General features: G+C 56.9%; 21 protein-coding genes and 1 other RNA gene. 14 read left to right on the plus strand and 8 right to left on the minus strand.

Annotated elements, in window-relative coordinates; genetic code table 11:
• Positions 1-30: 30 nt before the first annotated feature.
• The gene (gene selB, locus AB3175_RS11430; protein WP_367361067.1) at positions 31-1,941 is read right to left on the minus strand and encodes a selenocysteine-specific translation elongation factor; all 1,911 of its coding nucleotides are present in this window, start codon (positions 1,939-1,941) and stop codon (positions 31-33) included.
• 312 nt (positions 1,942-2,253) lie between these two features.
• Here selB and AB3175_RS11435 point away from each other — a divergent pair, with 312 nt between their 5' ends.
• The 3 genes from AB3175_RS11435 to ssrA all read left to right on the plus strand — a co-directional run bounded on the left by AB3175_RS11435 (position 2,254) and on the right by ssrA (position 4,101).
• Positions 2,254-3,063: an ATP-binding protein gene (locus AB3175_RS11435; RefSeq protein ID WP_367361068.1), complete on the plus strand. Its 810-nt coding sequence runs from the start codon at positions 2,254-2,256 to the stop codon at positions 3,061-3,063.
• 83 nt (positions 3,064-3,146) lie between these two features.
• Positions 3,147-3,623: an SsrA-binding protein SmpB gene (smpB, locus tag AB3175_RS11440; protein WP_367361069.1), complete on the plus strand. Its 477-nt coding sequence runs from the start codon at positions 3,147-3,149 to the stop codon at positions 3,621-3,623.
• 121 nt (positions 3,624-3,744) lie between these two features.
• Positions 3,745-4,101, plus strand: a transfer-messenger RNA (tmRNA) gene (gene ssrA / locus AB3175_RS11445).
• A gap of 99 nt (positions 4,102-4,200) precedes the next feature.
• Here ssrA and AB3175_RS11450 read toward each other — a convergent pair.
• On the minus strand, positions 4,201-4,401 hold the full coding sequence (locus AB3175_RS11450) for a hypothetical protein (RefSeq protein ID WP_367361070.1): 201 nt from the start codon (positions 4,399-4,401) through the stop codon (positions 4,201-4,203).
• 241 nt (positions 4,402-4,642) lie between these two features.
• Here AB3175_RS11450 and AB3175_RS11455 point away from each other — a divergent pair, with 241 nt between their 5' ends.
• From AB3175_RS11455 to AB3175_RS11495, 9 genes are all read left to right on the plus strand, one after another.
• Complete coding sequence (locus AB3175_RS11455; RefSeq protein ID WP_367361071.1) at positions 4,643-4,837, plus strand: helix-turn-helix domain-containing protein; 195 nt, start codon at positions 4,643-4,645, stop codon at positions 4,835-4,837.
• Between the two features lie 8 nt (positions 4,838-4,845).
• A complete protein-coding gene (locus tag AB3175_RS11460) occupies positions 4,846-6,156 on the plus strand; it encodes a type I restriction enzyme HsdR N-terminal domain-containing protein (protein WP_367361072.1) in 1,311 nt (436 codons plus the stop codon).
• Positions 6,153-7,163 (plus strand): Fic family protein, encoded by a 1,011-nt coding sequence (locus AB3175_RS11465; RefSeq protein WP_367361073.1) that lies wholly within the window; start codon positions 6,153-6,155, stop codon positions 7,161-7,163. The genes AB3175_RS11460 and AB3175_RS11465 overlap by 4 nt, the downstream gene beginning before the upstream one ends.
• Before the next feature lie 12 nt (positions 7,164-7,175).
• On the plus strand, positions 7,176-8,621 hold the full coding sequence (locus AB3175_RS11470) for a DUF3375 domain-containing protein (RefSeq protein ID WP_367361074.1): 1,446 nt from the start codon (positions 7,176-7,178) through the stop codon (positions 8,619-8,621).
• Complete coding sequence (locus AB3175_RS11475; protein WP_367361075.1) at positions 8,621-9,256, plus strand: DUF4194 domain-containing protein; 636 nt, start codon at positions 8,621-8,623, stop codon at positions 9,254-9,256. The genes AB3175_RS11470 and AB3175_RS11475 overlap by 1 nt, the downstream gene beginning before the upstream one ends.
• Positions 9,249-12,614, plus strand: coding sequence for an ATP-binding protein (locus AB3175_RS11480; protein WP_367361076.1), 3,366 nt, complete (start codon positions 9,249-9,251; stop codon positions 12,612-12,614). The genes AB3175_RS11475 and AB3175_RS11480 overlap by 8 nt, the downstream gene beginning before the upstream one ends.
• Complete coding sequence (locus AB3175_RS11485; protein WP_367361077.1) at positions 12,611-13,786, plus strand: DUF3322 domain-containing protein; 1,176 nt, start codon at positions 12,611-12,613, stop codon at positions 13,784-13,786. The genes AB3175_RS11480 and AB3175_RS11485 overlap by 4 nt, the downstream gene beginning before the upstream one ends.
• 656 nt (positions 13,787-14,442) lie before the next feature.
• The gene (locus AB3175_RS11490; protein ID WP_367361078.1) at positions 14,443-14,859 is read left to right on the plus strand and encodes a hypothetical protein; all 417 of its coding nucleotides are present in this window, start codon (positions 14,443-14,445) and stop codon (positions 14,857-14,859) included.
• A 14-nt stretch (positions 14,860-14,873) separates the two neighbouring features.
• Positions 14,874-17,042, plus strand: coding sequence for an acetate--CoA ligase family protein (locus tag AB3175_RS11495; protein WP_367361079.1), 2,169 nt, complete (start codon positions 14,874-14,876; stop codon positions 17,040-17,042).
• Positions 17,043-17,064: 22 nt separating this feature from the next.
• On the opposite strand, the gene AB3175_RS11500 is transcribed toward AB3175_RS11495, so the two are convergent.
• The 6 genes from AB3175_RS11500 to AB3175_RS11525 all read right to left on the minus strand — a co-directional run bounded on the left by AB3175_RS11500 (position 17,065) and on the right by AB3175_RS11525 (position 22,934).
• Positions 17,065-17,412: a hypothetical protein gene (locus AB3175_RS11500; protein WP_367361080.1), complete on the minus strand. Its 348-nt coding sequence runs from the start codon at positions 17,410-17,412 to the stop codon at positions 17,065-17,067.
• 24 nt (positions 17,413-17,436) lie between these two features.
• The gene (locus tag AB3175_RS11505; RefSeq protein WP_367361081.1) at positions 17,437-18,291 is read right to left on the minus strand and encodes a flavodoxin family protein; all 855 of its coding nucleotides are present in this window, start codon (positions 18,289-18,291) and stop codon (positions 17,437-17,439) included.
• Positions 18,292-18,369: 78 nt separating this feature from the next.
• On the minus strand, positions 18,370-20,214 hold the full coding sequence (uvrC, locus tag AB3175_RS11510; RefSeq protein WP_367361082.1) for an excinuclease ABC subunit UvrC: 1,845 nt from the start codon (positions 20,212-20,214) through the stop codon (positions 18,370-18,372).
• Positions 20,215-20,243: 29 nt separating this feature from the next.
• A complete protein-coding gene (gene speD, locus AB3175_RS11515; RefSeq protein ID WP_367361083.1) occupies positions 20,244-21,320 on the minus strand; it encodes an adenosylmethionine decarboxylase in 1,077 nt (358 codons plus the stop codon).
• Between the two features lie 268 nt (positions 21,321-21,588).
• Complete coding sequence (locus tag AB3175_RS11520; protein WP_367361084.1) at positions 21,589-22,302, minus strand: J domain-containing protein; 714 nt, start codon at positions 22,300-22,302, stop codon at positions 21,589-21,591.
• Positions 22,303-22,376: 74 nt separating this feature from the next.
• Complete coding sequence (locus tag AB3175_RS11525; protein ID WP_367361085.1) at positions 22,377-22,934, minus strand: YbhB/YbcL family Raf kinase inhibitor-like protein; 558 nt, start codon at positions 22,932-22,934, stop codon at positions 22,377-22,379.
• 402 nt (positions 22,935-23,336) lie between these two features.
• Between AB3175_RS11525 and AB3175_RS11530 the strand changes: the two genes are divergently transcribed.
• Complete coding sequence (locus AB3175_RS11530; protein WP_367361086.1) at positions 23,337-23,525, plus strand: SAP domain-containing protein; 189 nt, start codon at positions 23,337-23,339, stop codon at positions 23,523-23,525.
• Between the two features lie 72 nt (positions 23,526-23,597).
• Positions 23,598-24,386 carry an alpha/beta hydrolase gene (locus AB3175_RS11535; protein ID WP_367361087.1) on the plus strand — a complete coding sequence of 263 codons (789 nt, stop codon included), beginning with the start codon at positions 23,598-23,600 and terminating at the stop codon, positions 24,384-24,386.
• Positions 24,387-24,408 lie beyond the last annotated feature (22 nt).

Here is a 24,408-nt window from a genome sequence, read left to right on the forward strand (position 1 = left end):
AGAAATTGAATTCAATAAAGTTTTTAACGATTATTTTTCCCGGAGGAGCCGATGCTCCCCGGCACGGATCGTCAGTCTCGTCAGATCGAAATATTCCATCAGGGGAATGATGAATTTCCGGGACAATCCTGTCAGCTCCCGGAAGCTGGCGGGCGTCGCCTTTCCCTCCTTCAGGAGAAGCTTTTTGTAATTCTCCCGGAGTTTATTGAGGCTCTCCTGATGAAAATAGAGGTCTTCACTGATCTTGACCAGGACGCCGTCGCGGAGCATGACGTCCATGACCTTGCGCGCCGAATCCTTTTTGGCGGCGAACTGTTCCATCACTTCCCGCATCGTGGGCGGAGTCAAGCCCGCCTTCAGATAAAGGCGATCCAGGGCCTCCCGCAGCTCCGCCAGGTCTTCCTTCAACTGAATCGTATGATCGGCAAGCCGGATAATCTCCCGGTCCAAAACGATTTTCCCCGCCTTTTCCAGGGCCTGGACGGAGGACAGGTACAGCCGAACCGGAACATGGCGTCCCAGAACGGATCGCAGCTCTTCCTTGAGGGAACCTTCCTTGAGAGGATATTTTTTATGGTAAGCGCTTAATTCCTGGAGAATTTTATTCTGAAGCTGCGAATGGAAAGAAGCGGAAACAACCGTGAGATTATCCTTGTCCAGCAGAACGAGCGCATGCCGGGAAAGAAGGTGATCCAGGATTTTCCTCAGCCTCGTTGCCGGAATCCCCGTGCGCATGACCAGCGGGGCAAGAGCAACGCCTTCCGCACCGGACCGCTCGATGATGGCGCTGGTTTTCTCCTCGTCACTGCCGTGATGAAGCTGTTCGAAGGACTCCAGGACAGCCGGGTCATTCCGCTTATGTTTCCGCGGCAGGGGATCCACGATCAGCCCGCCGCCAAGCGTGGTGATGGGGGAATAGCTGCGGATGACGAAGTGGTCTCCGGCCATGGTTACCACCGGTTCCGATGTAAAGAACTGGGCGTAGGCCTTTTCACCCGGCTGGAGCTCTTCCTGGTCCATCAGAAGGATCCGGGCCATGGTTTCGCTGGTCCCGGTATGAAGCCGCACCAAGGAGCGGTGCGTCAGTTTTTTCTTGTCGGGTGGAAGGTATTCCATGAAGGTGTCAACGCGCACGGTAGGCCTCATGGTGTCCGGATGGACCAGCACCTGCCCTCTCAGGATTTCCGCCTTCTCCAGCCCCTGCAGATTGACCGCTGTCCTCTGGCCGGCTTCCGCGGTAGCCACCGCGGCATTGTGAACCTGAAGCCCCCGCACTTTCGCTGTTACGGTTCCCGGAAGCATCTGCACGGTGTCCGCCACACGGACCTGGCCGGAACGCAACGTCCCGGTGACAACAGTCCCGAATCCGCGGATGGTGAAGACCCGGTCCACAGGAAGGCGGAAAACCCCGGTATCGGGCTCCTCTTCAATTCCGGCGGCCACCGTTTCCAGGGCGGCGAGAAGCTCGGGCAACCCTTCGCCCGTCTGCGCGGAAACGGGGATGACGGGCGCGCCTTCGAGAAACGATCCTTTCAGGAAATCGGCCAGGTCTTCCTGAATGAGGTCCAGCCAGTCCCGATCCACAAGATCGATCTTGGACAGCGCCACGAGCCCCTTGCGGATATTGAGGAGGGAACAGATCTGCAGATGCTCGCGGGTTTGCGGCATGACGCCCTCATCCGCGGCAATGACCATCAGGACCATGTCGATGCCCGCAGCCCCGGCCACCATGTTTTTTACAAACCGTTCATGGCCCGGAACATCCACAACGCCGCAGATCCGGCCGCTGCCAAGACGCAGGGAGGCAAAGCCCAGTTCGATGGTGATGCCCCGCTCCTTCTCCTCCTTGAGCCTGTCCGTATCCACGCCGGTCAGCGCCCTGATAAGCGCCGTCTTGCCGTGATCAACGTGCCCTGCCGTGCCCAGAACAATGTGCTTCATGGAATGTTACTACCTTATACCCGCTTTTCGATGAAGGAAGTTCCCTGTTGAAAAAAAAAGACTGTCTGGAGAGTTTCTCCGGGAAAATTCTTCTTAACAAAGTCCCTTCATTTTCACAACGGATAAAAGCATCCCATCTCCTCCCGGAATTTTCAGGCGGGTCCGCTCCCTGAATTTCCTTCCCGGCCCGGAAGGGAAATCTTCCGGTCTCCGCAAAGGTCTTCCTTTCCCTTTCTGTTCTTCCTTGCTATAAAAACCGTTCTTCGCTATGACATGAAAACAGCATTCAACATTGAGGAGATTCCATACCCGTTGACGGACATCAAAAGAACAAGACTATTTTATCATCTCAAAAAATGGATCGAGAAGGCGGTCATGGATTACCGCATGATCGAAAAGGGGGACAGGGTCCTTGTCGGGGTTTCCGGCGGGGCGGACAGCCTGGCCCTGCTGGATCTGCTTAATTCCCCCATGGTTTTCGTCCCCGAATTCCACCTTGTCGCCGTTCACATTGACCTTGGATTTGAGGAGGACTCGGCGGGTTATGACCGGCTGGATCGCTTTTTGAAGGAGGGAGGATATGACTGCGTCCTGGAGAGGACGGAGATCGGACCCCTGTCGCACAGCGCTTACAACAAAAAGAATCCCTGTTTTCTCTGTTCGAGGCTGCGAAGGAAACGGCTTTTCGAGATCGCCCAGGAGAAGGGCTGCAACAGAATCGCCCTGGCACATCACCAGGATGACATCATTGAAACGCTGCTGATCAACATGTTCTATGGCCGGGAAATCAGCACCATGATGCCTGATCAGCCGATTTTCGGCGGAACGAAGCACATCATCCGGCCCCTTGCCTATATCCGGGAGGAGCTGGTCAAGAAGTACAGCCGTGAACGGGAATTTCCGATTCTAGAATCGGCATGCCCAACAGGCCCCGTCTCCCGCAGACGCTACATTAAAGACCTGCTGAACCAGTTGGAGCGGGACAACAAGGACATCCGCGCCAATATTTTCAAGGCGATGGGCCACGTCAAGATGGATTATCTGCCCGGCCTGCCCGCCTCGCGGCGGCCGGTTTCAGACAGAATGGAAATGGTCGTGAACGACTGCGGCCTGGACCGGTAAGGAAATCAGCCATCCGTCATCGTTAACGGCCATGCAGAAAAAGCGGCGAAAAGGACGGACAAAAACCCGAAGGTAAAATCGAAGTGGCAAAGAAGGAAACGTCGGAAAAAATCATCTGCACAAACAAAACCGCCAGGCTCAATTATTTTATCGACGATACCTATGAGGCCGGAATTGTGCTGGTGGGAACGGAAGTGAAAGCCCTGCGGGACGGCAAGGGCAATTTGAAAGACAGCTACGTGGCGGTAAAAAATGAAGAGATCTTTCTTTACGGAATGCACATCGGCCTCTATTCCCATGGCAATCGCCTGAATCACGAACCGGAACGGGTCCGCAAGCTGCTCATGCACAAACGGGAAATCAAGAGGCTTTACGGGAAATCGCGGGAAAAGGGATTTACCCTGATTCCCTTGAAGGTATATTTCAAAGACGGCCGGATCAAGGTGGAAATCGGGGTGGGCCGCGGCAAGAAGCTCTACGACAAAAGAGAGGATCTCAAGCTGAAGGAGGACCGCCGGGCCATGGAGCGCGGCTTGCGAAGCCGCAGCCGGGAAGGATGAGAGTGAAAACTTGGTTCACCCTATCGGTTGACAGAGAGCCCTTGACTTATGATATCGCCGGTATTATTATAACGGAAAGTAAAGATTCCTTGCGGATCATCTGTTCTTTGAGAGAAAAATAGGGGGCGTCACGGTTTCGACGGGGATAGTTGAAGCTGTAGCAGCGTATCGAGGTTCCTACAGGCCTCGTTAAACAGGTAGGAAAACAATACTCGCAAACGACTACGAGTACGCTTTAGCCGCTTAGTCGGCTAACGTTCTTTCTGGTTCCGCCTGCCGGATCAGAGAGGGCGTCATTTCAGGCAGGATAGTCCTTACCTTCTCCTGCGGGGAAAAGGGCGAAATTCAACACGGGATAGCAGCCTGTCAAGCCTGCCTTTGGGCGTTACGGGATGCGAAAGACAAATCAAAGGATACATACGTAGAAACTGCAGTGGAATGTTTTCGGACGCGGGTTCGACTCCCGCCGCCTCCACCATGAGACACAAGACACACCCGTTCATTAGCCGCATCCGGTTACTGGACGGGTTTTTTTTGCGTATTGTCAGCGACTTGAGTCGCTTTCAGGGCTCCGGCGCTACCGCCCCGATCTCTCCCTTTGCGGGAAATCGGTCATACCCCGCTTCTCTTTCGCCTCAAAATTCTCCGCATTCTTACCACCATTCTCCGGACCTCGTCCGGTGTCCTGCATCTTTGCCTGCAACCGCTGCTCGGCGATCTCGTCGGCAAACTGGTTGATACTCTTCATGATTCCGTCATACAGGTCGTTGATGTCCATGGTCGGTCACTCCTCATTTTGGGTTATGCGCTTACTTCCCGGAGAGACGGAAAAAGCGTCGGGTGTCGGTCGAATTTTTTTGTGCTGGCTTTCTGAGGGTTTTCTTGCCGGGTGGCGTTGGGATGTGTCGGAAAAATCCCGCAACTGGCCTGTTTTCCTTTTTCTTCTTGTCTTTATGGGTGACCAGGATTATCTTTCTTTATCAATCTTTCACTACGAATCTCTTCCGAACGGTGAGGTCATGGATAAAATCGACAAATGGCTGACCATTGAGGAATTGGCGGGCTACATCAAGATGAGCCGGACCAAGCTTTACGGTATGGCCCAGCGCGGCGAGGTTCCTGCCTCCAAGATCGGCAACCAGTGGCGTTTCGACCGGGAAGAGATCGATCAGTGGATGAGGGCGCACGCGACTGGGAAGGGGGTAGAACGATAATAACAAAGATGAAAAAACTGACACACCAATCGAGCCTGCCTTTTCCGCCTGCAGCCGATGAACTGCACAAGGAGGGAACCTGGCTGTGGATCCCGTTACGTAAAGAATGGCGGGACGTCACCAACAAGCCCGAAGAGAGGGTCCGTCAGAAATTCATCCGTGCCTTGGTGGAGCATTATGGTTACTCTCTGGAGCAGATGGATCAGGAGCGCCGGACACAGCATGGGCATAAGAGCCCCCGTACCGATATCGTGGTTTGGCAATTATTGGACGACAAGACCGCGAACAGAAGTCCGGCTCTGGTGGTCGAGTGCAAAACCGACACCATCGAGATTCAGGAGCGGGACTACTGCCAGGGCGAGTCCTACACCCGTGCTACCGGATGCAAATTCTTTATCGCCACCAACATCCGCCACACCGCCATTTTCAAACTCGTCCCCGGTGCACCCGGCGAGTTCATCGCCATCAACGAGATTCCCAAGGCCACCGACTGGGGCGACGCCAAACGATTGAAGGAGATCCGCGAATCGCTGGAACAGGAGACAGGAACCATCGAGCGGGCGGGCTGGCAGGCCTTCGAAAGGGCGCTGGGCGTGGTCCCGCCGCCCCCTCTGCCTGACCGGCCTGTGTTTTTAGCGCGTTTCAGGGATGTGGAGCGGTGGAGTCACGACAGCATACTTCGTTCTCTTAAACAACAGACTGAGACCGAGTCCGACATAACTATGATCCCCCTCGATCAGCTCGAAAAGGTAAGCTACGGCATTCAGAAGTGTCCTGCCAATAGGCCAGGTACACATGCGCGTCCCTATTTACGTGTTGCCAATGTTCAGCGTGGTGTTCTGGATCTCCGGGAGATCAAGCACATCAATGTACCTGACGAAGAAATGCCAAAGCTACGACTGGAAGTAGGGGATGTTCTTCTTTGCGAAGGCAACAGCCCCGATCTGGTTGGGCGAGGGGCAATCTGGCGCGGTGAGATCGAAGATTGCGTTCATCAGAACCATGTCTTACGTGTTCGGGTTGATCGGAGTCGCTTATTACCCGAGTTCGTGTTGGCTGTGATCAACAGTGGCCGCGGACAAGGCTACTTTCGCAGCAAGGCCAAGCGCACAACAAATCTGGCATCGATCAACAGCAAAGAGGTGGCTGGACTTCCAGTCCCTGATGTTTCAATCACTGAGCAAGAGAAACTTCTCTCCGGGTTAAATAGCCAGATCGCTGCAGCTAACAGCAAACGCACCGAAGCCGCCACCCTCCGCAAATCCGCCTGGACCGCTTTCGAGTCGGCATTGTTTACCGCTGGAGAGGCCGCCGCATGAGCACCTACCAGCCGCCCTACACCATCACCGCCGAGATCCTGAACCGGGTCGCCGCGATCAGCGAGGCCATCGGGCGGCTGACCGTGCTCACCGATCAGGCGAAAGTCTTGCGGCTGCGGCGCATCAACCGCATCCGCACCATCCACGGTTCGCTGGCCATCGAAGGCAACACCCTGAGCGAGGCGCAGATCACCGCGATTTTGGAGGGCAAGCGGGTCATCGCCCCGCCTCGCGAGGTGCAGGAGGTGAAGAACGCCCTGGCCGCCTACGACCGCTTCGACACCTTGGCACCCGAGGCGGAAACGGACCTGCTGGAGGCACACCGGATTCTGATGTCGGGCCTGATCGACGAGGCGGGCAGGTATCGGCATCGTGGAGTGGGGGTGATGGCGGGTCAGCAGGTGATCCACATGGCCCCACCCGCCGACCGGGTGCCACACCTGATGGGTGACCTGTTCGGCTGGCTGGCCGTCACCGACGCCCATCCGCTCATCGCCGGCTCGGTCTTTCACTACGAGTTCGAATTTATCCACCCCTTCGCTGACGGCAACGGCCGCATGGGGCGGCTGTGGCAGAACCTGATTCTGGCCCGCTGGAATCCCCTGTTCGCCGACATCCCGATGGAAAGCCTGATCTTCGCGCATCAGGCCGAGTATTACCAGGCCCTGCAGGATAGCACCCGCCAGAACGACTCCGCGCCCTTCATCACCTTCATGCTGCGGATGATCCTGGATACCGTGACCAGCTCCGCCCCCCAAGTCAGCCCTCAAGTCACCCCCCAAGTCGGTGAACTGCTGGCGGCGATCCAGGGAGAGATGGGCCGCGAGGCGCTGCAATCCGCCCTGGGCCTTTCGGACCGTAAATCTTTCCGCGAGCGCTACCTCAAACCGGCCCTGGCCGACGACCTGATCGAGATGACCATCCCCGACAAGCCCAACAGCCGCCTGCAGAAATACCGCCTGACCGACAAGGGCCGCCAGTGGCTGGCGCAGAACAGAGACGGGTAACCCGGGGGGGATATGGCTCTGGACTACGCCACATTAGATCTGCTCCGCCAGAACCACCCTGCGTGGCGGTTGCTGTGCGCTCATCACGCGCCGCTGGTGGCCGGTTTTCTGTACCGGGTGTTTATCGTGCCCAATGTCCGCAATTTGTCTCAGGCAGACCTGGTCGAGGCATTGGAAGACGAGCTCTTCGCCCTGCGTGAGCAACTGGGGGCCGAGACCTTTCCCGGAACCGCGCAAAGCTACCTCAACGATTGGGCCGAAAACGACAAAGGGTGGCTGCGGAAATTCTATCCGCCAGGGACGGACGAACCTCACTTTGACCTGACTCCCGCGACGGAAAAGGCCTTGGCCTGGTTGGAAGGGCTGATAGAACGCTCCTTTGTCGGCACGGAATCCCGCCTGCTTACCTTGTTCGAGCTGCTGCGACAGATGAGCGAAGGGAGCCAGACCGATCCGCAAGTGAGAATCGCCGAACTGCAAAAACGCCGCAGCGATATCGACGCGGAGATCGACCGCATTCTGGCGGGTGATATTCCGCTTTTGGACGACACGGCTCTGAAGGACCGTTTTCAGCAGTTTTTGCAACTGGCGCGGGAGCTGCTGACCGATTTTCGCGAGGTGGAACACAATTTTCGCACACTCGACCGGCGGGTGCGCGAACGCATTGCCCTTTGGGAGGGGGCCAAAGGGGCGCTGCTCGAAGAGATCATGGGAGAACGCGACGCCATTGCCGATTCCGATCAGGGGAAAAGCTTTCGCGCTTTCTGGGATTTTCTGATGTCCCAGTCCCGACAGGAAGAGTTGAGCCGCCTGCTGGAACAGGTTTTGTCTCTTCCTCCGATCCTCGCCATGCGCCCTGAAACCCGTCTGCAGCGTGTGCATTACGACTGGCTGGAAGCAGGAGAGCACACCCAGCGAACGGTGGCCAGGCTTTCCGAGCAGCTACGGAGGTTTCTCGACGATCAGGCCTGGTTGGAAAACCGCCGCATCATGGACATCCTGCACAGCATCGAAAACCACGCACTGGCGTTGCGCGGGGAGTTGCCGTCGGGAGATTTCATGCCCTTGGCCGAGACCTCCGCAACGATCGAACTTCCCCTGGAGCGACCTTTTTACCGGCCGCCGATCAAACCCCTCATTGCCGAGATGGCCCTGGAAGAAGGGGATGCGGATGTGGATACGGCGGCTCTCTACGCGCAGGTGGTGGTTGACCGGGCCGAGTTGACCCGGAATATCCGACAGGAACTCCAGGGTCGCAGCCAGATCAGCCTTGCCGAGGTGGTGACCCGCCACCCACTGCGCCACGGATTGGCCGAACTGGTTGCCTATCTGCAGCTAGCCGGCGAATGGCCAAAAACGGCCGTGGACGACGAGGTGCAGGAGCAGGTGAGCTGGCAGATGGAGACTGGCGTCATGCGCCGGGCGACATTGCCGCGCATCATTTTGCTGAGGAATTGATGATGAACGTCGCCGATACCAACCCCAACCAGTCGGCCAAGCCGACTCACGAGCTATCGTCCGTGGTTGTGCCTCTGCTCAAGGGCGTACTCTATCAGGAGGAGAATCCGGGATTGTGGGGCTTGCTGCTGAATCTGCAAGCAAGCGTTCGGGATTACGTCGCCGTCCTCGGTCTGGAGTTGATGCTCGACGAGGCGGAAGGCTACGCTTTTTTGCGTTCCCGGCGGGATGACGATGAGGACGGTCAGGCAGTCATGCCGCGCCTGGTTGCCCGGAGGCAGCTCTCCTATCCGGTCAGTTTGCTGCTCGCGCTCTTGCGGAAAAAGCTGGCCGAGTTCGATGCCACTGGCGGCGACACGCGTCTGATTCTTTCCCGGGATGAGGTGGTGGAGTTGATCCGGATTTTTCTGCCGGCGGGCAGCAACGAGGTGAAACTCATCGACCAGGTCGATGCCACCTTAAACAAGATTGCCGAGCTTGGTTTTGTCCGCCGCCTGCGTGGGCAAGGTCAGATGATTGAAGTGCGGCGCATTATCAAGGCCTTTGTCGATGCGCAGTGGCTCGCCGATTTTGACGAACGGTTGGCGGAATATCGACGGCAGCTTGCGCAACGGCAGGAGGGGATGAATGGCTGAGGCGCTTGAACTGGAGTTTGTGGCCGATGACCGGCTGGCTGGATTTCGCCTGCAGCGGCTCGAGGTTTTTAACTGGGGAACCTTTGACGGTCGGGTCTGGATGCTGCACCTGGGCGGGAAAAACAGCCTTCTCACCGGGGATATCGGTTCCGGAAAATCGACCATGGTCGATGCCGTCACTACCTTACTGGTGCCGAGTCATCGCGTTGCTTACAACAAAGCGGCCGGAGCCGACAGCCGCGAGCGTTCGCTCAAGTCCTATGTGCTCGGCTATTACAAATCGGAGCGGCAGGAAATCCTGGGCAGCGCCAAGCCGGTCGCACTGCGCGACTTCAATAGTTATTCGGTGATCCTCGGCGTTTTCCACAACGCCGGATACAACAAGACCGTCACCCTGGCGCAGGTTTTCTGGATGAAGGAAGCAGGCGCGCAACCGGCACGCCTGTATGCGGCCTGTGAACGCGATTTATCCATTGCGGCTGATTTTTCCGGATTCGGCAGCGAGATGGTCGGCCTTCGCAAACAGCTGCGGTCAAGCGGTATCGAGTTGTTCGACAGCTTTCCACCCTACGGTTCTTGGTTCCGCCGTCGTTTCGGCATCGATAACGAACAGGCATTGGATCTGTTCCATCAAACCGTTTCGCTCAAATCGGTCGGGAATCTGACCGACTTTGTGCGCAGCCACATGCTTGAGCCTTTTGATGTCGCGCCGCGTATCTCCGCCCTGATCGGCCACTTCGAGGATCTCAATCGAGCTCACGAGGCGGTTCTCAAGGCCAAACGTCAGATCGAAATGCTGGAGCCTCTGGTGGCCGATTGCGATCGGCATCGGGAGTTGGCGCAAACGGCGGATAATCTGCGGGCTTGCCGCGATGCCTTGCGCCCCTGGTTCGCCACCCTGAAACTCGATCTTCTGGATAAGCGTCTTACCTCGCTGAATGAAGAGTTGACCCGGCACCGAGTCGCCATCGAGCGGCTGGAGGAGCAGCGTTGTGCCCAGCAGGGACAGGAGCGTGAGCTTCGCCGCACCATTGCGGAAAATGGCGGTGACCGTATCGAAAGCATCAGTCGGGAAATCCTCCAAAAACAGGATGAGCTGGAGCGTCGGAAGCAGAAGGCCTCCCGCTATGAGGAACTGGTACGCGCCTTAGAGCAACACCCCGCCGCAACCGGGGAGGAGTTTCTGCGACAGCGGTCTGAAACCGCCAATTGGCGCGAAGCGACAGAAGAAAGCGAAGTTCGTACACAGAACGATCTTAATGAGGCAGGCGTCTTCTTCGCCCAGGGGCGGGCTGAATACGATCAGTTGAAAGCTGAAATCACGGGGTTGAAAACCAGGGTCAGCAATATCGACGAAAAACAGATTGCCATGCGGCGTTCACTCTGTTCGGCGCTGAATCTGGCCGAAGAAGAGATGCCCTTTGCCGGCGAATTGCTGCAGGTGCGCGCGGACGAGCGTGACTGGGAAGGTGCCGTCGAAAGGCTGCTCCACGGCTTCGGCTTGTCTCTGCTGGTTCCGGATCGGTATTACGTCAAGGTGGCGCAGTGGGTTGACCAAACCCACCTGCGCGGGCGGTTGGTTTATTTCCGGGTGCGGGAGGGGATGCGTGGCGAATTGCCGTCGCTCCATTCCGACTCCCTGGTGCGCAAGCTTCAAGTCAAGCCCGATTCGCCCTTTTACGACTGGATCGAACGGGAGGTGGTTCACCGCTTTGATCTGGCCTGCTGCCGGTCTCAGGAACAGTTTCGCCGCGAAGCCCGGGCCATCACGCGGGCAGGACAGATCAAGGCACCAGGTGAGCGGCATGAAAAAGATGACCGACATCGGCTTGATGATCGTCGGCGTTATGTCCTCGGCTGGAGCAACGCCGAAAAAATCGCGGCGTTGGAAAAAGACGCCAAACGGCAGGAAACACACCTTGCTGAACTTGCCGGTCGCATCAGCACGCTGCAGAAGGAACAGTCCGCCCTCAAGGAGCGGCTCTCGATCCTCTCGAAGCTGGGCGAATACACCGACTTTCGTGATCTCGACTGGAAACCCGTGGCGGTTGTTATCGCCAGGTTGGAAGCCGAGAAGCGTGAGCTTGAAGCGGCCTCCGATCTGCTCAGGACCCTTACGGCGCAATTGTCCGCGCTTGAAAAGGAGTTGAACCAAACGGAGGGTCAGCTTGATGAACGGAAGGACAAACGCTCGAAAACCGAGCAAAAAATCAGCGCCGCTCAAGAGCTGCAGCAACAGGCAAAAGCCCTGTTGTCGGAAACAACGGAAGACAGGGTCCGGCGATTTTCCATGTTGGACGAGATGCGCGAGGAGGCGCTTGGCAGTCAGGTGCTGGCGGTCGAAACCTGCGACAATCGTGAGCGCGACATGCGCGACTGGCTGCAGGCCAGGATCGATGCCGAAGATTTGAAGATCAAGCGTCTGTCTGAAAAGATCGTCAAGGCAATGACCGAATACAAAGGGAAGTGGAATCTGGAGACAAAGGATGTCGATGCCAATCTGGCTGCAGCCCCTGAGTACCAGTCGATGCTGAATCAACTGCGGGCCGATGACCTGCCCCGTTTTGAAGGACGTTTCAAGGAACTCCTGAACGAGAACACCATCCGAGAGGTGGCGAATTTTCAATCACAATTGGCACGTGAACGGGAAACCATCAAAGAGCGCATCGATCAGATCAACAAATCGCTCACCCGGATTGATTACAACCCGGGCCGATACATCAGTCTCGAAGCACAGATGAATCTCGACGCCGACATCCGCGACTTCCAAACCGAATTGCGCACCTGTACCGAAGGAGCGCTCACCGGCTCGGAGGATGCGCAATATTCGGAGGCAAAATTCCTTCAGGTGAAGCGAATCATTGAGCGGTTCCGAGGCCGGGATGAACATTCGGATATGGATCGACGCTGGACGGCCAAGGTAACCGATGTGCGCAATTGGTTTTTGTTTGCCGCCAGTGAACGCTGGCGTGAGGACGACACCGAGCATGAACATTATGCGGATTCCGGCGGAAAATCGGGCGGCCAGAAAGAAAAGCTCGCCTACACCGTACTTGCCGCCAGTCTGGCGTATCAATTCGGCCTGGAATGGGGAGCGGTGCGCTCGCGTTCTTTCCGTTTCGTGGTTATTGACGAGGCTTTCGGTCGCGGTTCCGATGAATCAGCCCAATATGGTTTACGATTGTTCGCGCAGCTCAATCTGCAACTGCTGATCGTCACGCCGTTGCAGAAAATCCATATTATTGAACCTTTTGTCGCCGGTGTCGGGTTTGTTCACAATGAAGACGGCCGTAACTCCGTCCTGCGCAACCTGAGCATTGAGGAGTACCGGGCCGAGAAACAGAGGATGCAGGGATGACGTGGACGACCCCGGCTGACCTCAAAACTCAGGTGCAGAAGCTTTGGGATCGCGGCTTGCTGCTCGCCTCCGTGGCTGGCGGAGAGTCGCTCTTCCCTCGTCGTCTGACCCTCAAAGGCCCTGACTCCCGTGAACTGAGCGAACGGTTCCCCGAGGTGCGGGACTGGATCGCCGGGTTGTCCGCAGCCGCCGGTCCCTATCGTATTGAATGGCGAAGTGTCAACCACCGCATTCTTGGGACCAATGAAATTCCGGCTGCGATTTGGATCGACCGGCTTTCGGACGCCCTCGGACTGCTTGGCAAGCGCCGGGCAGCGGATCAGTTTGCTGCGCTGATTGAACTGACCAGAGACAAACAGCCAGAATTGATCCCCTGGCTAACAAGGCGCCCGCTGCGAGCCTTGGAACTGGCCGAAGACTGGCCGCGACTATTGGAGATTGTCGCTTGGTTGCTTAAGCATCCTCGCCCCGCGATTTATCTGCGTCAGATCGACCTGCCGGGTGTCCATACCAAGTTGATCGAAGGGCACCGCGGCGTGCTGGCGGCACTGCTCGATCTCGTTATGCCGGAGGATTCTATTGATGGGACTCACACGGGCATCGGCGGGTTCTGTCGCCGTTATGGTTTTCTGGATAAACCTTCACGGGTGCGTTTCCGGCTGCTAGACTCGACTGTCCGCCTGCTGCCAGTGGAAGCCGATCAGGATGTCACCCTGACACAGTCAGCCTTCGCCTCACTTGTTTTGCCGGTATCGAAAGTGTTTATCACCGAAAATGAGATCAACTTTCTGGCTTTCCCTGATATTTCTGATGCGATGGTGATCTTTGGGGCGGGATACGGGTTTGACAATCTCGCGGCCGCTCCCTGGCTGCACGAAAAAGAAATCTACTATTGGGGGGATATCGATACTCACGGCTTTGCCATTCTCAATCAATTGCGCGGGTTCTTGCCTCATGCCGTTTCTTTTCTCATGGATCAGCAGACACTCCTTGCCCACAGGGCACTCTGGGGAGTTGAAACGCAGCCTGAAACAGGGACCCTTGCGCGGTTGAACTCCGAGGAAAGCGCGCTTTACAACCAGTTGCGCCGGAACCATTGGGGGGAGCGAATTCGCCTCGAGCAAGAGAGGATTGGGTTCGACTTTCTGTGTAATGTTCTCCGGAGGCTATGAATCACAACGATCAATGAATCCTTGACAGTTCACCAGCGTCGCTCCTTGCCTCGATTGCTGTCTGTGGATCAACCAAAAGGGGCTCTTATTTCCGGAAGCGGCCCGAACCTCAAATAAAGAGAGCTGCTATTTTAGGTTTGCGGCTTGACAACCAGCATGACATCGGTGACGTTGTGGTTGATCTCATTTCCCAGCCGCAGCAGTTCGGTCCGCTCCTCTCGATATTCATACAATTTAACGGGTGCATATGTTTCCGCACCCCTAAGGAAAGACCCGGTTTCGGCCCTCCGGCAAACCGAGCCGGAAAGAGGCCGACGATCCATGCCACGGATCGTGTTCCGTCAGGATTGTGCTGACGGGTTTCCAGTTGATGGTATCCATTGCTTCAATGAGGAATTTCTGTGTTCTTTAATTTCCGAAGGATTGCTTCAGTTCCGGATCGAAAAACGAGGGGTGAGAATCATACTCCTTGAATGACATGCCGGTCTCCTTCATCCTCTTGAATTGAACCGGAAAACCAGCAGAAATATCAAAACTGATCAAGTATTATCGGATAGTTAATGCAGTATACTGCTGGTCGTTTGACCAGAAATTATAAAACCAACTTTTGGAGTTGTGCAAAGTTTTCAATATTTTTGGTAAACAGGAGGAAAGGCATGAACAATCCCGGTGGGAAAGGTGAAAAGGAAAACAACCCGCTTCTTGAAGAAGCCATTGCACGCCTCGCCAAAAACGGCCGGATAAGCTGCGCCGAGGCCATGCAGATCGCCGCCGGGCTTGGGGAGCCGGAATCGGCAGTTGGGTGCATGCTCGACCAGATGGGAATCCGTCTCGGCACATGCCAGCTGGGGCTTTTGGGATGCATTCACCCGGAAAACAGAACCGTTTCAGTCGCCCCAGCGGTATCCCCGGAACTTGCCGAGGAGCTTCGGAAGTCCCTGCAGGATGGATGCCTGCCCTGTGCCCAGGCCTGGCGCATTGCGGAAGAGAGAAAAATCCCTCCCATGGATGTTTCCGCGGCCTGCGAGCATCTTGGGATCCGGATCAAACCCTGCCTGTTCGGCATCTTTTAGGGAAGGAAAACGCCATGGACCAACCTCTGAAGACAAACGGCCGCGCTGCCGCCGCACAATGGATCAAGGAAGCCCTGGCCTCAGGGAAACCGGCCCTGGATGAATGGCAATCAAAGGCGCTCTTCGCGGCCTATGGCATCCCGGTTCCAGCCGGCGTGCTGGTAAGAAGCGAGATGGAGGCCGCTGCCGCCGCCCGGCGGAGCGGGGGCAGGCTTGTCATGAAAGGAATCGGCGCAGAGATTCACCACAAGACCGAAGCCGGGCTCGTGGTGCTCGGCGTCGAGGGGGCCGAGGCCGCCGCCGCGACATACAGCCTGCTGGCAGGGCGGGCGGCAGGCTCTCTCGAGGCGGTGCTGGTGGAAGAGATGATCGCCGGAAACAGGGAATTGATGGTTGGAATGAAGCGCGACCCGGTGTTCGGACCGGCTGTGGCCTTCGGACTGGGCGGCGTACTGACGGAGGCCCTGGGCGACGTGGTCCTGGCCATTGCACCCGTTGACGAACGGGACGCGGCGGAACTGCCGGACCTGATCAGGGCCAGGCGCCTGCTCGGCTCCTTCCGCGGCTATCCCCCGGTGGACCGGGCGGCCCTCACGAAGATGATCCGGGCGATCGGTCAAATGGCCCTGGATCATCCCGAAATCGCCGAGATCGATGCCAACCCGGTTCTCGTGCAAGGCGATCAGCCGATCGCAGCCGATGCCCTGATCATCCTGTCACCGGCCCCTTCATCGGATCAGGGGCAGCGGACATTCAAGAGCAATGTGCGGGCGCTTCTCGCCCCCCGTTCGATAGCCGTCGTGGGAGCATCGGAAGATGTGACGAAATGGGGCGGATCGGCCCTGCGCAACATCCTGGACGGAGGCTATTCGGGAAAGGTGTATCCCGTCAATGCGCGGGGAGGCGTTTTCTTCGGTCTCCAGGCATCTGAGAGCCTGGAGGCGCTGCCCGAGGCTCCCGACATGGCCCTGCTGGCCGTTGGAAGCCAACAGGGGGCCCCCATGCTGGAACAGTGCGCCCGTAAAGGGATACCTGCAGCGATCCTCATCGCCGCAGGATTTTCCGAAACGGGGGCCTCAGGAGCCGAAGCGGAGCGGGAGATTGCCCGGATCGCCAGCGAGGGCGGGATCACCCTCATGGGGCCGAACTGCATGGGCCTGATCTCCAACGAGGTTCAACTGCATGCCGTGGGCTTTGTCTCGCTTCACCCGCCCAGGGGAAAGCTGAGCTTTGTGTCGCAGTCGGGCAACATCGGCGTCATGACGACGAACAACTGCCAGCGCCGCGGCATCGGCATCGACAAGTTCGCCAGCGTGGGGAATGAAGCCCAGATCGGCGCGGTGGACGTTCTCGAATACCTGCGCGACGATCCCAACACGGCGTGCATCATGATGTACGTCGAGGGCATCGACGACGGACGGCGCTTCCTGGAGGTCGCCCGGCGCACCTCAGCGGTCAAGCCCGTGGTGGTTCTGCGCGCCGGCCTGACCGAATTCGGCGGCAAAGCGGCGGCATCTCACACCGGCGCCCTGGCCGGTTCCGCGGCCGTATGGGAGGCGGCCGCCCGGCAGGCGGGAGTCGTCACCTGCACCACGGCGCAGGAGGTGGTTGATCTCGGAAGCTGCCTGGCCTGCCTGCCGCTGCCCGAGGGACGGAGGATTGCGGTGGTGACCCAGGGGGGCGGAGCCGGCGTCATGGCGGCGGATGAAGTCGCCCGTCATGGATTGAACCTGGCCGAACTCCCCGCCCAGCTCTATGCCTCTCTCGATGCGATGCTTCCCCCGTTCTGGAGCCGGCGGAACCCGCTGGATCTGGTGGCCTCCGCCGGGGGGGATGTGGGCCCGCGGGTTATCAAGGCGGTGGCCGAGTGCGACGCCGTGGATGCGGTCATCGTGCTTTCCTTCCTGGGCGTTCCCACAAGCGCCACAGATGACCGGGCCATGACCGCCGATGGCGAGTTTGCCGGGCTCATCCCCTGGGAGAGTTCATTCCTGCTGTCCGTGGCGGAGCTCATGGAGTCGACGGGCAAACCGATCCTCAACGTGCCCGACTCCCCGATTCGGGGTTCGGTGTTCGATTTCGGCAGGCGCTACAGCCCGATTGTCCTCTCGTCGCCCCAGGCTGCGGCGCTCGCGCTCGACCGAATGGAATGGTACGGCTCCCGCCGGCGCAACCGCAGTTGATGGCCCTTTGGGTTTGCCGTCCCTACCACCAGCCGTCCAGTTCCTCGATCACCCGCCAGGCGACCTTTTCCCCCTCTTGGCTGCTGCCCCAGAGGGAAAAGACCGTGCGGGGCGAACGGTACCTGCGGATCACATCCCTGAGGGAATTTTTCAGGATATCCTCCGAATCGGTTTCCAGGGAGATGACGGTCTGACTGATGCTTTCGATATTCTTGTCAAGGGTTTTCTCTCCCTTGGGCGTCATTTCCCCCTCAATGTTCTCAAGATTCACCTGCAGCGACCACTTGGCGGCAATGGTCTGAAGGTCCTCTTTCCGGATCGCCTGGAGGGCGTCTCCGGGGTAGTATCTCAGCTTGACTCGATATTGCATGGTTCGCCTCCTCGATCCTCTTTTTCAGGACTTCTTCAGATAATCCTTGTATTTCTGGGCCATCTCCTTTCGCTGCTCCTTCGTCTTGATGAAGAAATCCTTGGACGGCTTCAGATGGTAGGAGAAATGGCGCTGAAGGTTTTCCACGGTCCAGCGGTGCCTGGCAATGGCCTCGGGAGTAAAGACGACACTGATCTTGCCGTCCTCGATTTTCAGGCTGCCCCTCACCGCGCAGACAGGGCACTCGACGGTTTCCATGTCCTTCAGGATCCGGATATTCCGGTCATGGCAGATGGGGCAGATCCCTTCTTCCCCCTGGAAGGAGGTATCGCCGGTCTGTATGGCCCGGACGACCTGCTTTCCCAGGTTGCGGGACTTCTCCAGGGCATCCTGGATCAGAGGCGCTTCACTGAGACCCTGAACATGGATCAACAGCTGATCGACAACGTGGATCCCCATGGCAAGCATCCAGGTGTTGGTCTGCTGAAAGGCGTTCTGGGTCCAGCCCCGGGTGGCGTAAGGCACGATCACGCCGCCCACCTTTCCCCGGAGGGTATTCTGCTGCATGGGGGCGAATCCGCGATCGATGAGCTGTTTGACAATGGCCGTGGCCTCCAGGATATAGCAGGGAACGCCTACGATGATGCCGTCGCTTTCGGCCATTTTGGCGAAAATAAAATTGGCATCGTCCTTGATGACGCAGTCCCTTTCCTGAAGAAGGCAGGCAGCGCATCCCGTGCAGGGTTCCACGCGATAATCGGTCAGGCGCAGAATTTCGACCTGGGCGCCCTCTTCTTCAGCCCCCATCAGCGCTTCCTTGGTCAGAATTTCCGAATTGCCACTCTTTCGAACACTCCCAACAAGCCCCAGTATCTTCATGCCGTTTCCCTCGTTTTTTTGAACATTTCTATAGCATGAACGGGATGTTGAGTCCATGCTTAAGCGCTTTTCCCCGGATCACCCGGCCGCCTCGCCCTTCCCGTCATGGAAAAACGCAGAGATCTTTTCCGCCAAGTCCCTGCCGATTCCCTTGACGGCCACCAACTCGTCGACGGAAGCTTCCCTGATTGTTTGAAGATCTCCGAAAGACAGGAGAAGGGCCTTTTTGCGGACTTCCCCCACCCCCGGTATTTCATCCAGCAGGGACAGGAAGTCACGCTTCGTCCTCAGACGGCGATGATAGGAAACGGCAAAGCGGTGGGCTTCATCCCGGATGCGCTGGAGCAGGAAGAGGGTTGAAGGCCAGCGGCTCAGGTACAGCGCCTCTTTCCTGTGAGGGAGGTACACCCTGTCCTCACTCCTGTTGACTCCCCCCCCCGGTGGCAGGTCCTCGGCCCGTTCCTTGGCCAGGCCGATGACATCCAATCCCGGAAGAGACAGGTCCTTCAGCACAGAAAGGGCCACGGCAAGCTGACCCTTCCCGCCGTCCACGACGATCAGGTCCGGCAGATTCTCCCCTTTTGAATACCTTCTCTTCAGGGCCTCGTACATCATGGCGTAATCATCAGCCCCTTCGACCGTGCGGATGCGGAAGCGCCGATAGCCCGATTTCCAGGGTCGGCCTTCAAGAAAGGTCACCATGGAGGCAACGGCCAGCCGGCCACCGATGTTGGAGATATCAAAGGCCTCGATCCTCTTTGGAAAGCGGCGAAGCTGCAGTTTATCCGCCATCAGGGAAAGAGACTCCGCGGGATCTTCCAGAGACTTCCGCTCCATCTTCAGACGGTGCTCGGCATTCTGCCCGGCCATCCGGAGTAACTCCAGATTCCGGCCCCGGCGGGGAGCGAGAAGCGACAAGGCCCTGCCCCGCTTTTCCTCAAGGTACTCCCTCATGAGTTCCTGGTCTTCAAAAAGATCGGGAATCAGAATTTCCCGGGGAATTTCCGCGGTGGAATCGTAATACTGCATGAGAAGGGAAGAAAGCATGTCCTTTGTTTCGCCTTCAAATTTCAGCATCGGCAGGGGCTGGCTTCCCAGAATTTTCCCGGAGCGGATCAGGAGAACGCAGACCTGGATGAGCGCCCCTTCCCGGTAAAGGCCGAAGATGTCCTGATCCCTGGCCGTCCTTGAGACCATGTGCTGCTTTTCCAGCGTCCTTTCGATCGCTGCGATCCGGTCACGCAACAGGGCCGCCTCTTCAAAATTCAGCTCCTGTGCCGCCTTCATCATCCTCGCTTTCAGCTCGCCGAGGAGCCTTTTTCCGCGGCCATCGAGAAAGGCGATCCCATCGCGAACCAGTCGCAGATACTCTTCAGGATGAACGCGGCCGACGCAGGGGGCAAGACATCGCCGGATCTGGTATTCGAGGCAGGGGCGGGTGCGCCCGCTGAGCTCCCCATTCCGGCATGTCCGGAGCGGAAAGAGGGTCTGAAGGAACTGGAGGGTTTCACGGGCCGAGGCGCTGGAAGGGTATGGTCCGAAATATTTCGCCCCATCCTTCCGGGGGCGCCGCACCATCTGGAAACGCGGGAAGGGTTCGTTCAGATCCACACGAATGTTGAAATAGGCCTTGTCGTCGCGAAAATAGACGTTGTACCTGGGGCGGTGTTCCTTGATGAGGTTGTTTTCAAGAAGAAGGGCCTCTTTTTCCGTTTCCGTCACGATAAACTCGAGATCGGAAATCCGCGAAACGAGGAAGGGAATCATCGCGCGGGAATCGGTCCCGCCGAAGTAGGCGCGGATCCGGCTTCTGAGATCCTTGGCCTTTCCCACGTAGAGGATTCTGCCGGAAGAATCCTTCATGAGATAGACGCCGGGGGCTCTTGGTGCAGAGGAAATGCGGCTCTCCAATTCCCTGTTCATAGACGGCTTTCGAAAAGGTGCGAGCTTTTTCAGGCTTTGATGCAGGAGGCAAACATCCACATGCTGCCATAGGAGGGGATAAATTTCTTTGCCAGTTTCACGGAATCAAAATGCCGCTTGAGCAGACTGTCCACCAGTTCAATCGTCCTGTGGTCATATTCGGAAGCGCACTGGAGAGAAAGGACTCCCCGGGGTTTCAGATCCGCCTTCATCTTCGTGAAGAGCTGGTCCAGGTAGGCTTTCCGGTCCATGACGATAAAGGACTCCGGGTGCATGGTGAGGTCGTAGATCATGGCGTCAAAGCAGTGGCTTCCGTCAAGGAAATCGAACACATCGCCGATGACAATCTCGACCCTTTCGTCCTCGAAGGCGGAATGACAGATGCTCCTGAGGTAGGTTTTCGCCACGTGGATGACCTCTTCATCGATGTCGATGACAGAAACGCGGCCTGGATTCAATTTCAAGACGTCATAAAGGACGCCGCCGTCGCCTCCTCCCAGAATCGCCACGGAGGCGAACCCTTCCCCTCTTTCCCGGAGAGGATTCACCATGGCTTCGTTGTAGAGATGGGCATCCCGTTCGGCAATCTGCAGATCGTTGTCAAGAAAGAGCATCCGTCCGAAATCCTGGTTTTCGATGACCTTGATGTCCTGGTACCTTGAAATCCCGGAATACAGTTCCCGATCGATGCGGTACCGCACATCAAAACCGGCCGAACTGTTATCATCGGTGATCCAGTTGGTCCTGGCCACCTCGATGGGATTTCCACGGGACACCTCAACGACCCGCGTGGTCCCCGGCAGAAGTTTCTCTTCGAGATAGTGCAGCAGGTCCATCGATTTGTGGCTGACCCGGGAGCAGGTAAATACGTCCACAGAGGCATGGCGGGCTTCCGGGTAGGTGTGGATGGCAACGTGGGATTCTTGAATAACGGCGATGGAGGTAACACCGATAGGATCGTAACAGTGGCTGTTGATGCCGACCAGCCCGAGATTGCAGGCTTCGATGCCTTCCGCGAGGATTGTCTCCAGCGCACCGGGATCGTTCAGGATATTGACAGAACAATCAAAAAATTCTGCAAGGATTTGGGTACCCGTGGGTTTCATGGCTGTCCCTTCATTACTCAATGAATCCCCACGTCACATTTGTGACACGGCAATCAGCTCAGATATACATCAAGAAATTCAAATAGTTATACAGAGGATTCTCACGTAGAAGGCTATCTATATAAAAAACGATTTGCCCTGTCAATAGAAAAACGGGAGCCTGATGGGCGGAAGCCTGCGGGCTGGCTGTGGCCTCGAAATGGATTTTGAAGAAAAGAGTCTCCTTACGCGCGGGATGAAAGAACCGTGGCGCAGACCCCCTTTCGAATTACAGGGAGATGGGTTGCAGCCACTTGTTCGTGCTCCCGTCGTAGAACCACTTGTCCGGAAAACCGCGGCGCTTGACGAAGGTTGGATTTTTAGCCCAGAGAATCAGCGATTCATAGGCTGTCTGTATTCTCCGGAACATCTCCGCGTCGCCCCCGAGATCGGGATGATGAATTTTAACCTGCCGGCGGTAGGCATTGCGAATGATCAGCTCGGGATCACCGCTGCTGAGCTGCCTGGAATCCAGCTTGAGGTGCAGAAGGGACTTTTTCTGGATGGACGGCGTCCGGACTTCATATGGCTTTACAAAGAGAGCCGGACCGCTGTTCCGAACGGCCCGGTCCAGCAGGAGCTTCGAAGCCAGGTACTTTTTGTTGGTCCGCCTCTGTTCCGCCCACCATATCTCGCCCAGATGGTCTGCCATCCGGCTGAAATCATCGGCGGGAGTTTTACCCAGGGTGCGGGGGAATGAAAAGCTGTAAATCTGCCGGGAGCTGTAGGGGATCATGTCCATCATGACCGCCAGTTCGGAAAAGTAAAAGGTCGCGTACTGGGCATTGAGGGCCTGAACCAGGCCTGTCCGCAGATCCAGCTTATCCCGCAAGCGTTGCCGGCACGCCACAGAACAATACTTCCGCCTGCCCCGTTCGATGGTCTCCCCGCAGGACAGGCAGATCTTCTTTCTTTTTTCTTTTATGGTGGTAAGGTCATTCACTTTGCGTTACAGCCTGCCGCCGTGCTACACGTTTCGATTTCTGCGGCCTGAAAGAGACATTCACCGCCTCTTTTCTATCTCTGCCTCGAATAGGTTCCCATCAGCTGCGTTTCGGCAAGGACATGGCCCCTCATTGCCTGCAGCAACTGTTCCTTGGTCGCGCCCGGCTTCAGGCCTGATTCCGCATCCAGCGCGTAGAGTTTGAAATAATAGCGGTGTGAGCCGCTGGGAGGGCAAGGTCCTCCATAACCAATTCTCGACCATCCATTCTTTCCCTGCCGCATGCCGCTGGCAAATTCCCGCTCCGGTGCGGTGCTCTCTCCGAGCTTCCTCGCATCCGGCGGGATGTCATAAACAACCCAGTGCACCCAGGTCCCCATCGGGGCATCCGGATCATCGCAGATCAGGGATAAACTCCGTGTTCCGTCGGGAACCGATTCCCATTCCAGAGGCGGTGAAATATCCTCTCCGTCACAGGTATACTTTGACGGAATCTTCTGGCCGTCCTTGAAAGCGGAACTGAAGATCTTCATCGCTCTCCCTCCTTTCGTTGCGGACAGGGCATGATCATGGAATCCTAGACAAACCAGGCTCATGACCCCGATCAACATCCAGCCAATCCCTCTTCTCATCCCCTCATCCTGCCCCCTTTTTCCCCGGATGCCGGTTCTCCTCCGGCCAGAGGCGGAAAATGCATCGTTTCCTCCGGCAAGGATGGAGGCGACGCCGGCATCCGCAGAACATGGAGCACGCGGCAACACAGCAGACGTTGATTGCCTTCCCGATGCGGTGTCGCAATGAGACTTTAAGATACGAAGGCAGAGTTCCGTTGTCAAATGTTTTCATCAGACAGGCGCCCCGGCGGCCGGTCCGGCACAGGGATGAACTTTCCATTTGACACTCCTTTGTGTTTTCTATATCTTATATCGCAATGAAAGAATGTGGCCGTTGTTGCCCTTTGGTTTCCTGGCAGAATTGGTCGTGACGTTGCAGATTTTCATAACTTCAGAAATCCATCAACAGGAGAGAGTGGAATGAAAATACAGGAAATTAGGAAGATCGCGAAATATTGGGGGATTGACACAAAGGTCGGCCGGTCGAAGCAGGAACTCATCCGGGATATCCAGGTGAGGGAAGGAAACGAACCCTGCTTCCAAACCAGGCAGGAGTGTGAGAACGACTGCCTCTGGAAGGAAGACTGCCTTAAAAAGACAAAAAAATAGCGCACCCTTCCGCCTTTTTTTTCACGGGAAAGGGACAACGATCCGCGCCAAGCCGGTTTCATAGAGATGCAGATGCCAGATTACAGTGAATTTGACAAGAATCCAGACTTATTGTCCCTGATTTTTTATCCCCGGGGGAGTGCCGATCCCTGCCCATCTTACGCTTCTGACGCCATGATTCCCGTGGACGATGGCATTTTTGTCTCCTGTCGCCTTTTTTCCATGGAGCCCTCCAATCCATGGATTCTTTATTTTCATGGCAACGGCGAGATTGCCGGCGATTATGACGAGATTGCGCCGTACTATCTGCAGCGGAAGATCAATCTGGCCGTGGTGGATTATCGCGGCTACGGCCAGAGTTCCGGATCTCCTTCTCTCACAGGCATGCTGAAGGATTGCCATTCTGTCTTTGCCTCGGTCCGCCAGGAAATTGCCCGGCGGGGGTATGCCGGAAAGCTCTGGCTGATGGGAAGATCGCTGGGCAGCCTTTCCGCTCTTGAACTTGCCGCATCCCACCCTAGTGAGATCAACGGCATCATCCTTGAGAGTGGCTTCACCAGTGTCATTCCCGTCTGGCGGAATTTCTTTCTCTTCCTGCTTCCGGACAAAGGGCTCCTGGAAAAAATTGAGCAGGACGCCCTGGCGCTGGTCGGAAGCATCACACTGCCCGCTCTCGTGATTCACGGGGAGCAGGACACGATCGTCCCTCTTTCCGTAGCCCGAACTCTTTATGACGGCCTGGGATCCCCTGAAAAGCAGCTCCTGACAATCCCGGATGCGGATCACAACACGATCATCTTTGCCCACCCTCAACTTTATTTCGGTGCAATCTCAGAATTCATTGCGCAAACAGCCCGATAAACCAGCAGTTTGAACCACCTCA

Origin of the sequence: Syntrophus sp. (in: bacteria), from assembly GCF_040768185.1 — a bacterium.
Classification (GTDB): Bacteria; Desulfobacterota; Syntrophia; order Syntrophales; family Syntrophaceae; genus Syntrophus; species Syntrophus buswellii.

Bases quoted from the DNA above. Each gene is read 5' to 3' on its own strand.
- AB3175_RS11485 (WP_367361077.1), top strand. From the start codon at position 12,611: ATGACGTGGACGACCCCGGCTGACCTCAAAACTCAGGTGCAGAAGCTT.
- AB3175_RS11460 (WP_367361072.1), top strand. From the start codon at position 4,846: ATGAAAAAACTGACACACCAATCGAGCCTGCCTTTTCCGCCTGCAGCC.
- AB3175_RS11455 (WP_367361071.1), top strand. From the start codon at position 4,643: ATGGATAAAATCGACAAATGGCTGACCATTGAGGAATTGGCGGGCTAC.
- AB3175_RS11525 (WP_367361085.1), bottom strand. From the start codon at position 22,934: ATGAGAAGAGGGATTGGCTGGATGTTGATCGGGGTCATGAGCCTGGTT.
- AB3175_RS11465 (WP_367361073.1), top strand. From the start codon at position 6,153: ATGAGCACCTACCAGCCGCCCTACACCATCACCGCCGAGATCCTGAAC.
- AB3175_RS11495 (WP_367361079.1), top strand. From the start codon at position 14,874: ATGGACCAACCTCTGAAGACAAACGGCCGCGCTGCCGCCGCACAATGG.
- AB3175_RS11500 (WP_367361080.1), bottom strand. From the start codon at position 17,412: ATGCAATATCGAGTCAAGCTGAGATACTACCCCGGAGACGCCCTCCAG.
- AB3175_RS11470 (WP_367361074.1), top strand. From the start codon at position 7,176: ATGGCTCTGGACTACGCCACATTAGATCTGCTCCGCCAGAACCACCCT.
- AB3175_RS11535 (WP_367361087.1), top strand. From the start codon at position 23,598: ATGCCAGATTACAGTGAATTTGACAAGAATCCAGACTTATTGTCCCTG.
- uvrC (WP_367361082.1), bottom strand. From the start codon at position 20,214: ATGAACAGGGAATTGGAGAGCCGCATTTCCTCTGCACCAAGAGCCCCC.
- AB3175_RS11475 (WP_367361075.1), top strand. From the start codon at position 8,621: ATGATGAACGTCGCCGATACCAACCCCAACCAGTCGGCCAAGCCGACT.
- AB3175_RS11530 (WP_367361086.1), top strand. From the start codon at position 23,337: ATGAAAATACAGGAAATTAGGAAGATCGCGAAATATTGGGGGATTGAC.
- speD (WP_367361083.1), bottom strand. From the start codon at position 21,320: ATGAAACCCACGGGTACCCAAATCCTTGCAGAATTTTTTGATTGTTCT.
- AB3175_RS11505 (WP_367361081.1), bottom strand. From the start codon at position 18,291: ATGAAGATACTGGGGCTTGTTGGGAGTGTTCGAAAGAGTGGCAATTCG.
- AB3175_RS11480 (WP_367361076.1), top strand. From the start codon at position 9,249: ATGGCTGAGGCGCTTGAACTGGAGTTTGTGGCCGATGACCGGCTGGCT.
- AB3175_RS11450 (WP_367361070.1), bottom strand. From the start codon at position 4,401: ATGGACATCAACGACCTGTATGACGGAATCATGAAGAGTATCAACCAG.
- AB3175_RS11490 (WP_367361078.1), top strand. From the start codon at position 14,443: ATGAACAATCCCGGTGGGAAAGGTGAAAAGGAAAACAACCCGCTTCTT.
- selB (WP_367361067.1), bottom strand. From the start codon at position 1,941: ATGAAGCACATTGTTCTGGGCACGGCAGGGCACGTTGATCACGGCAAG.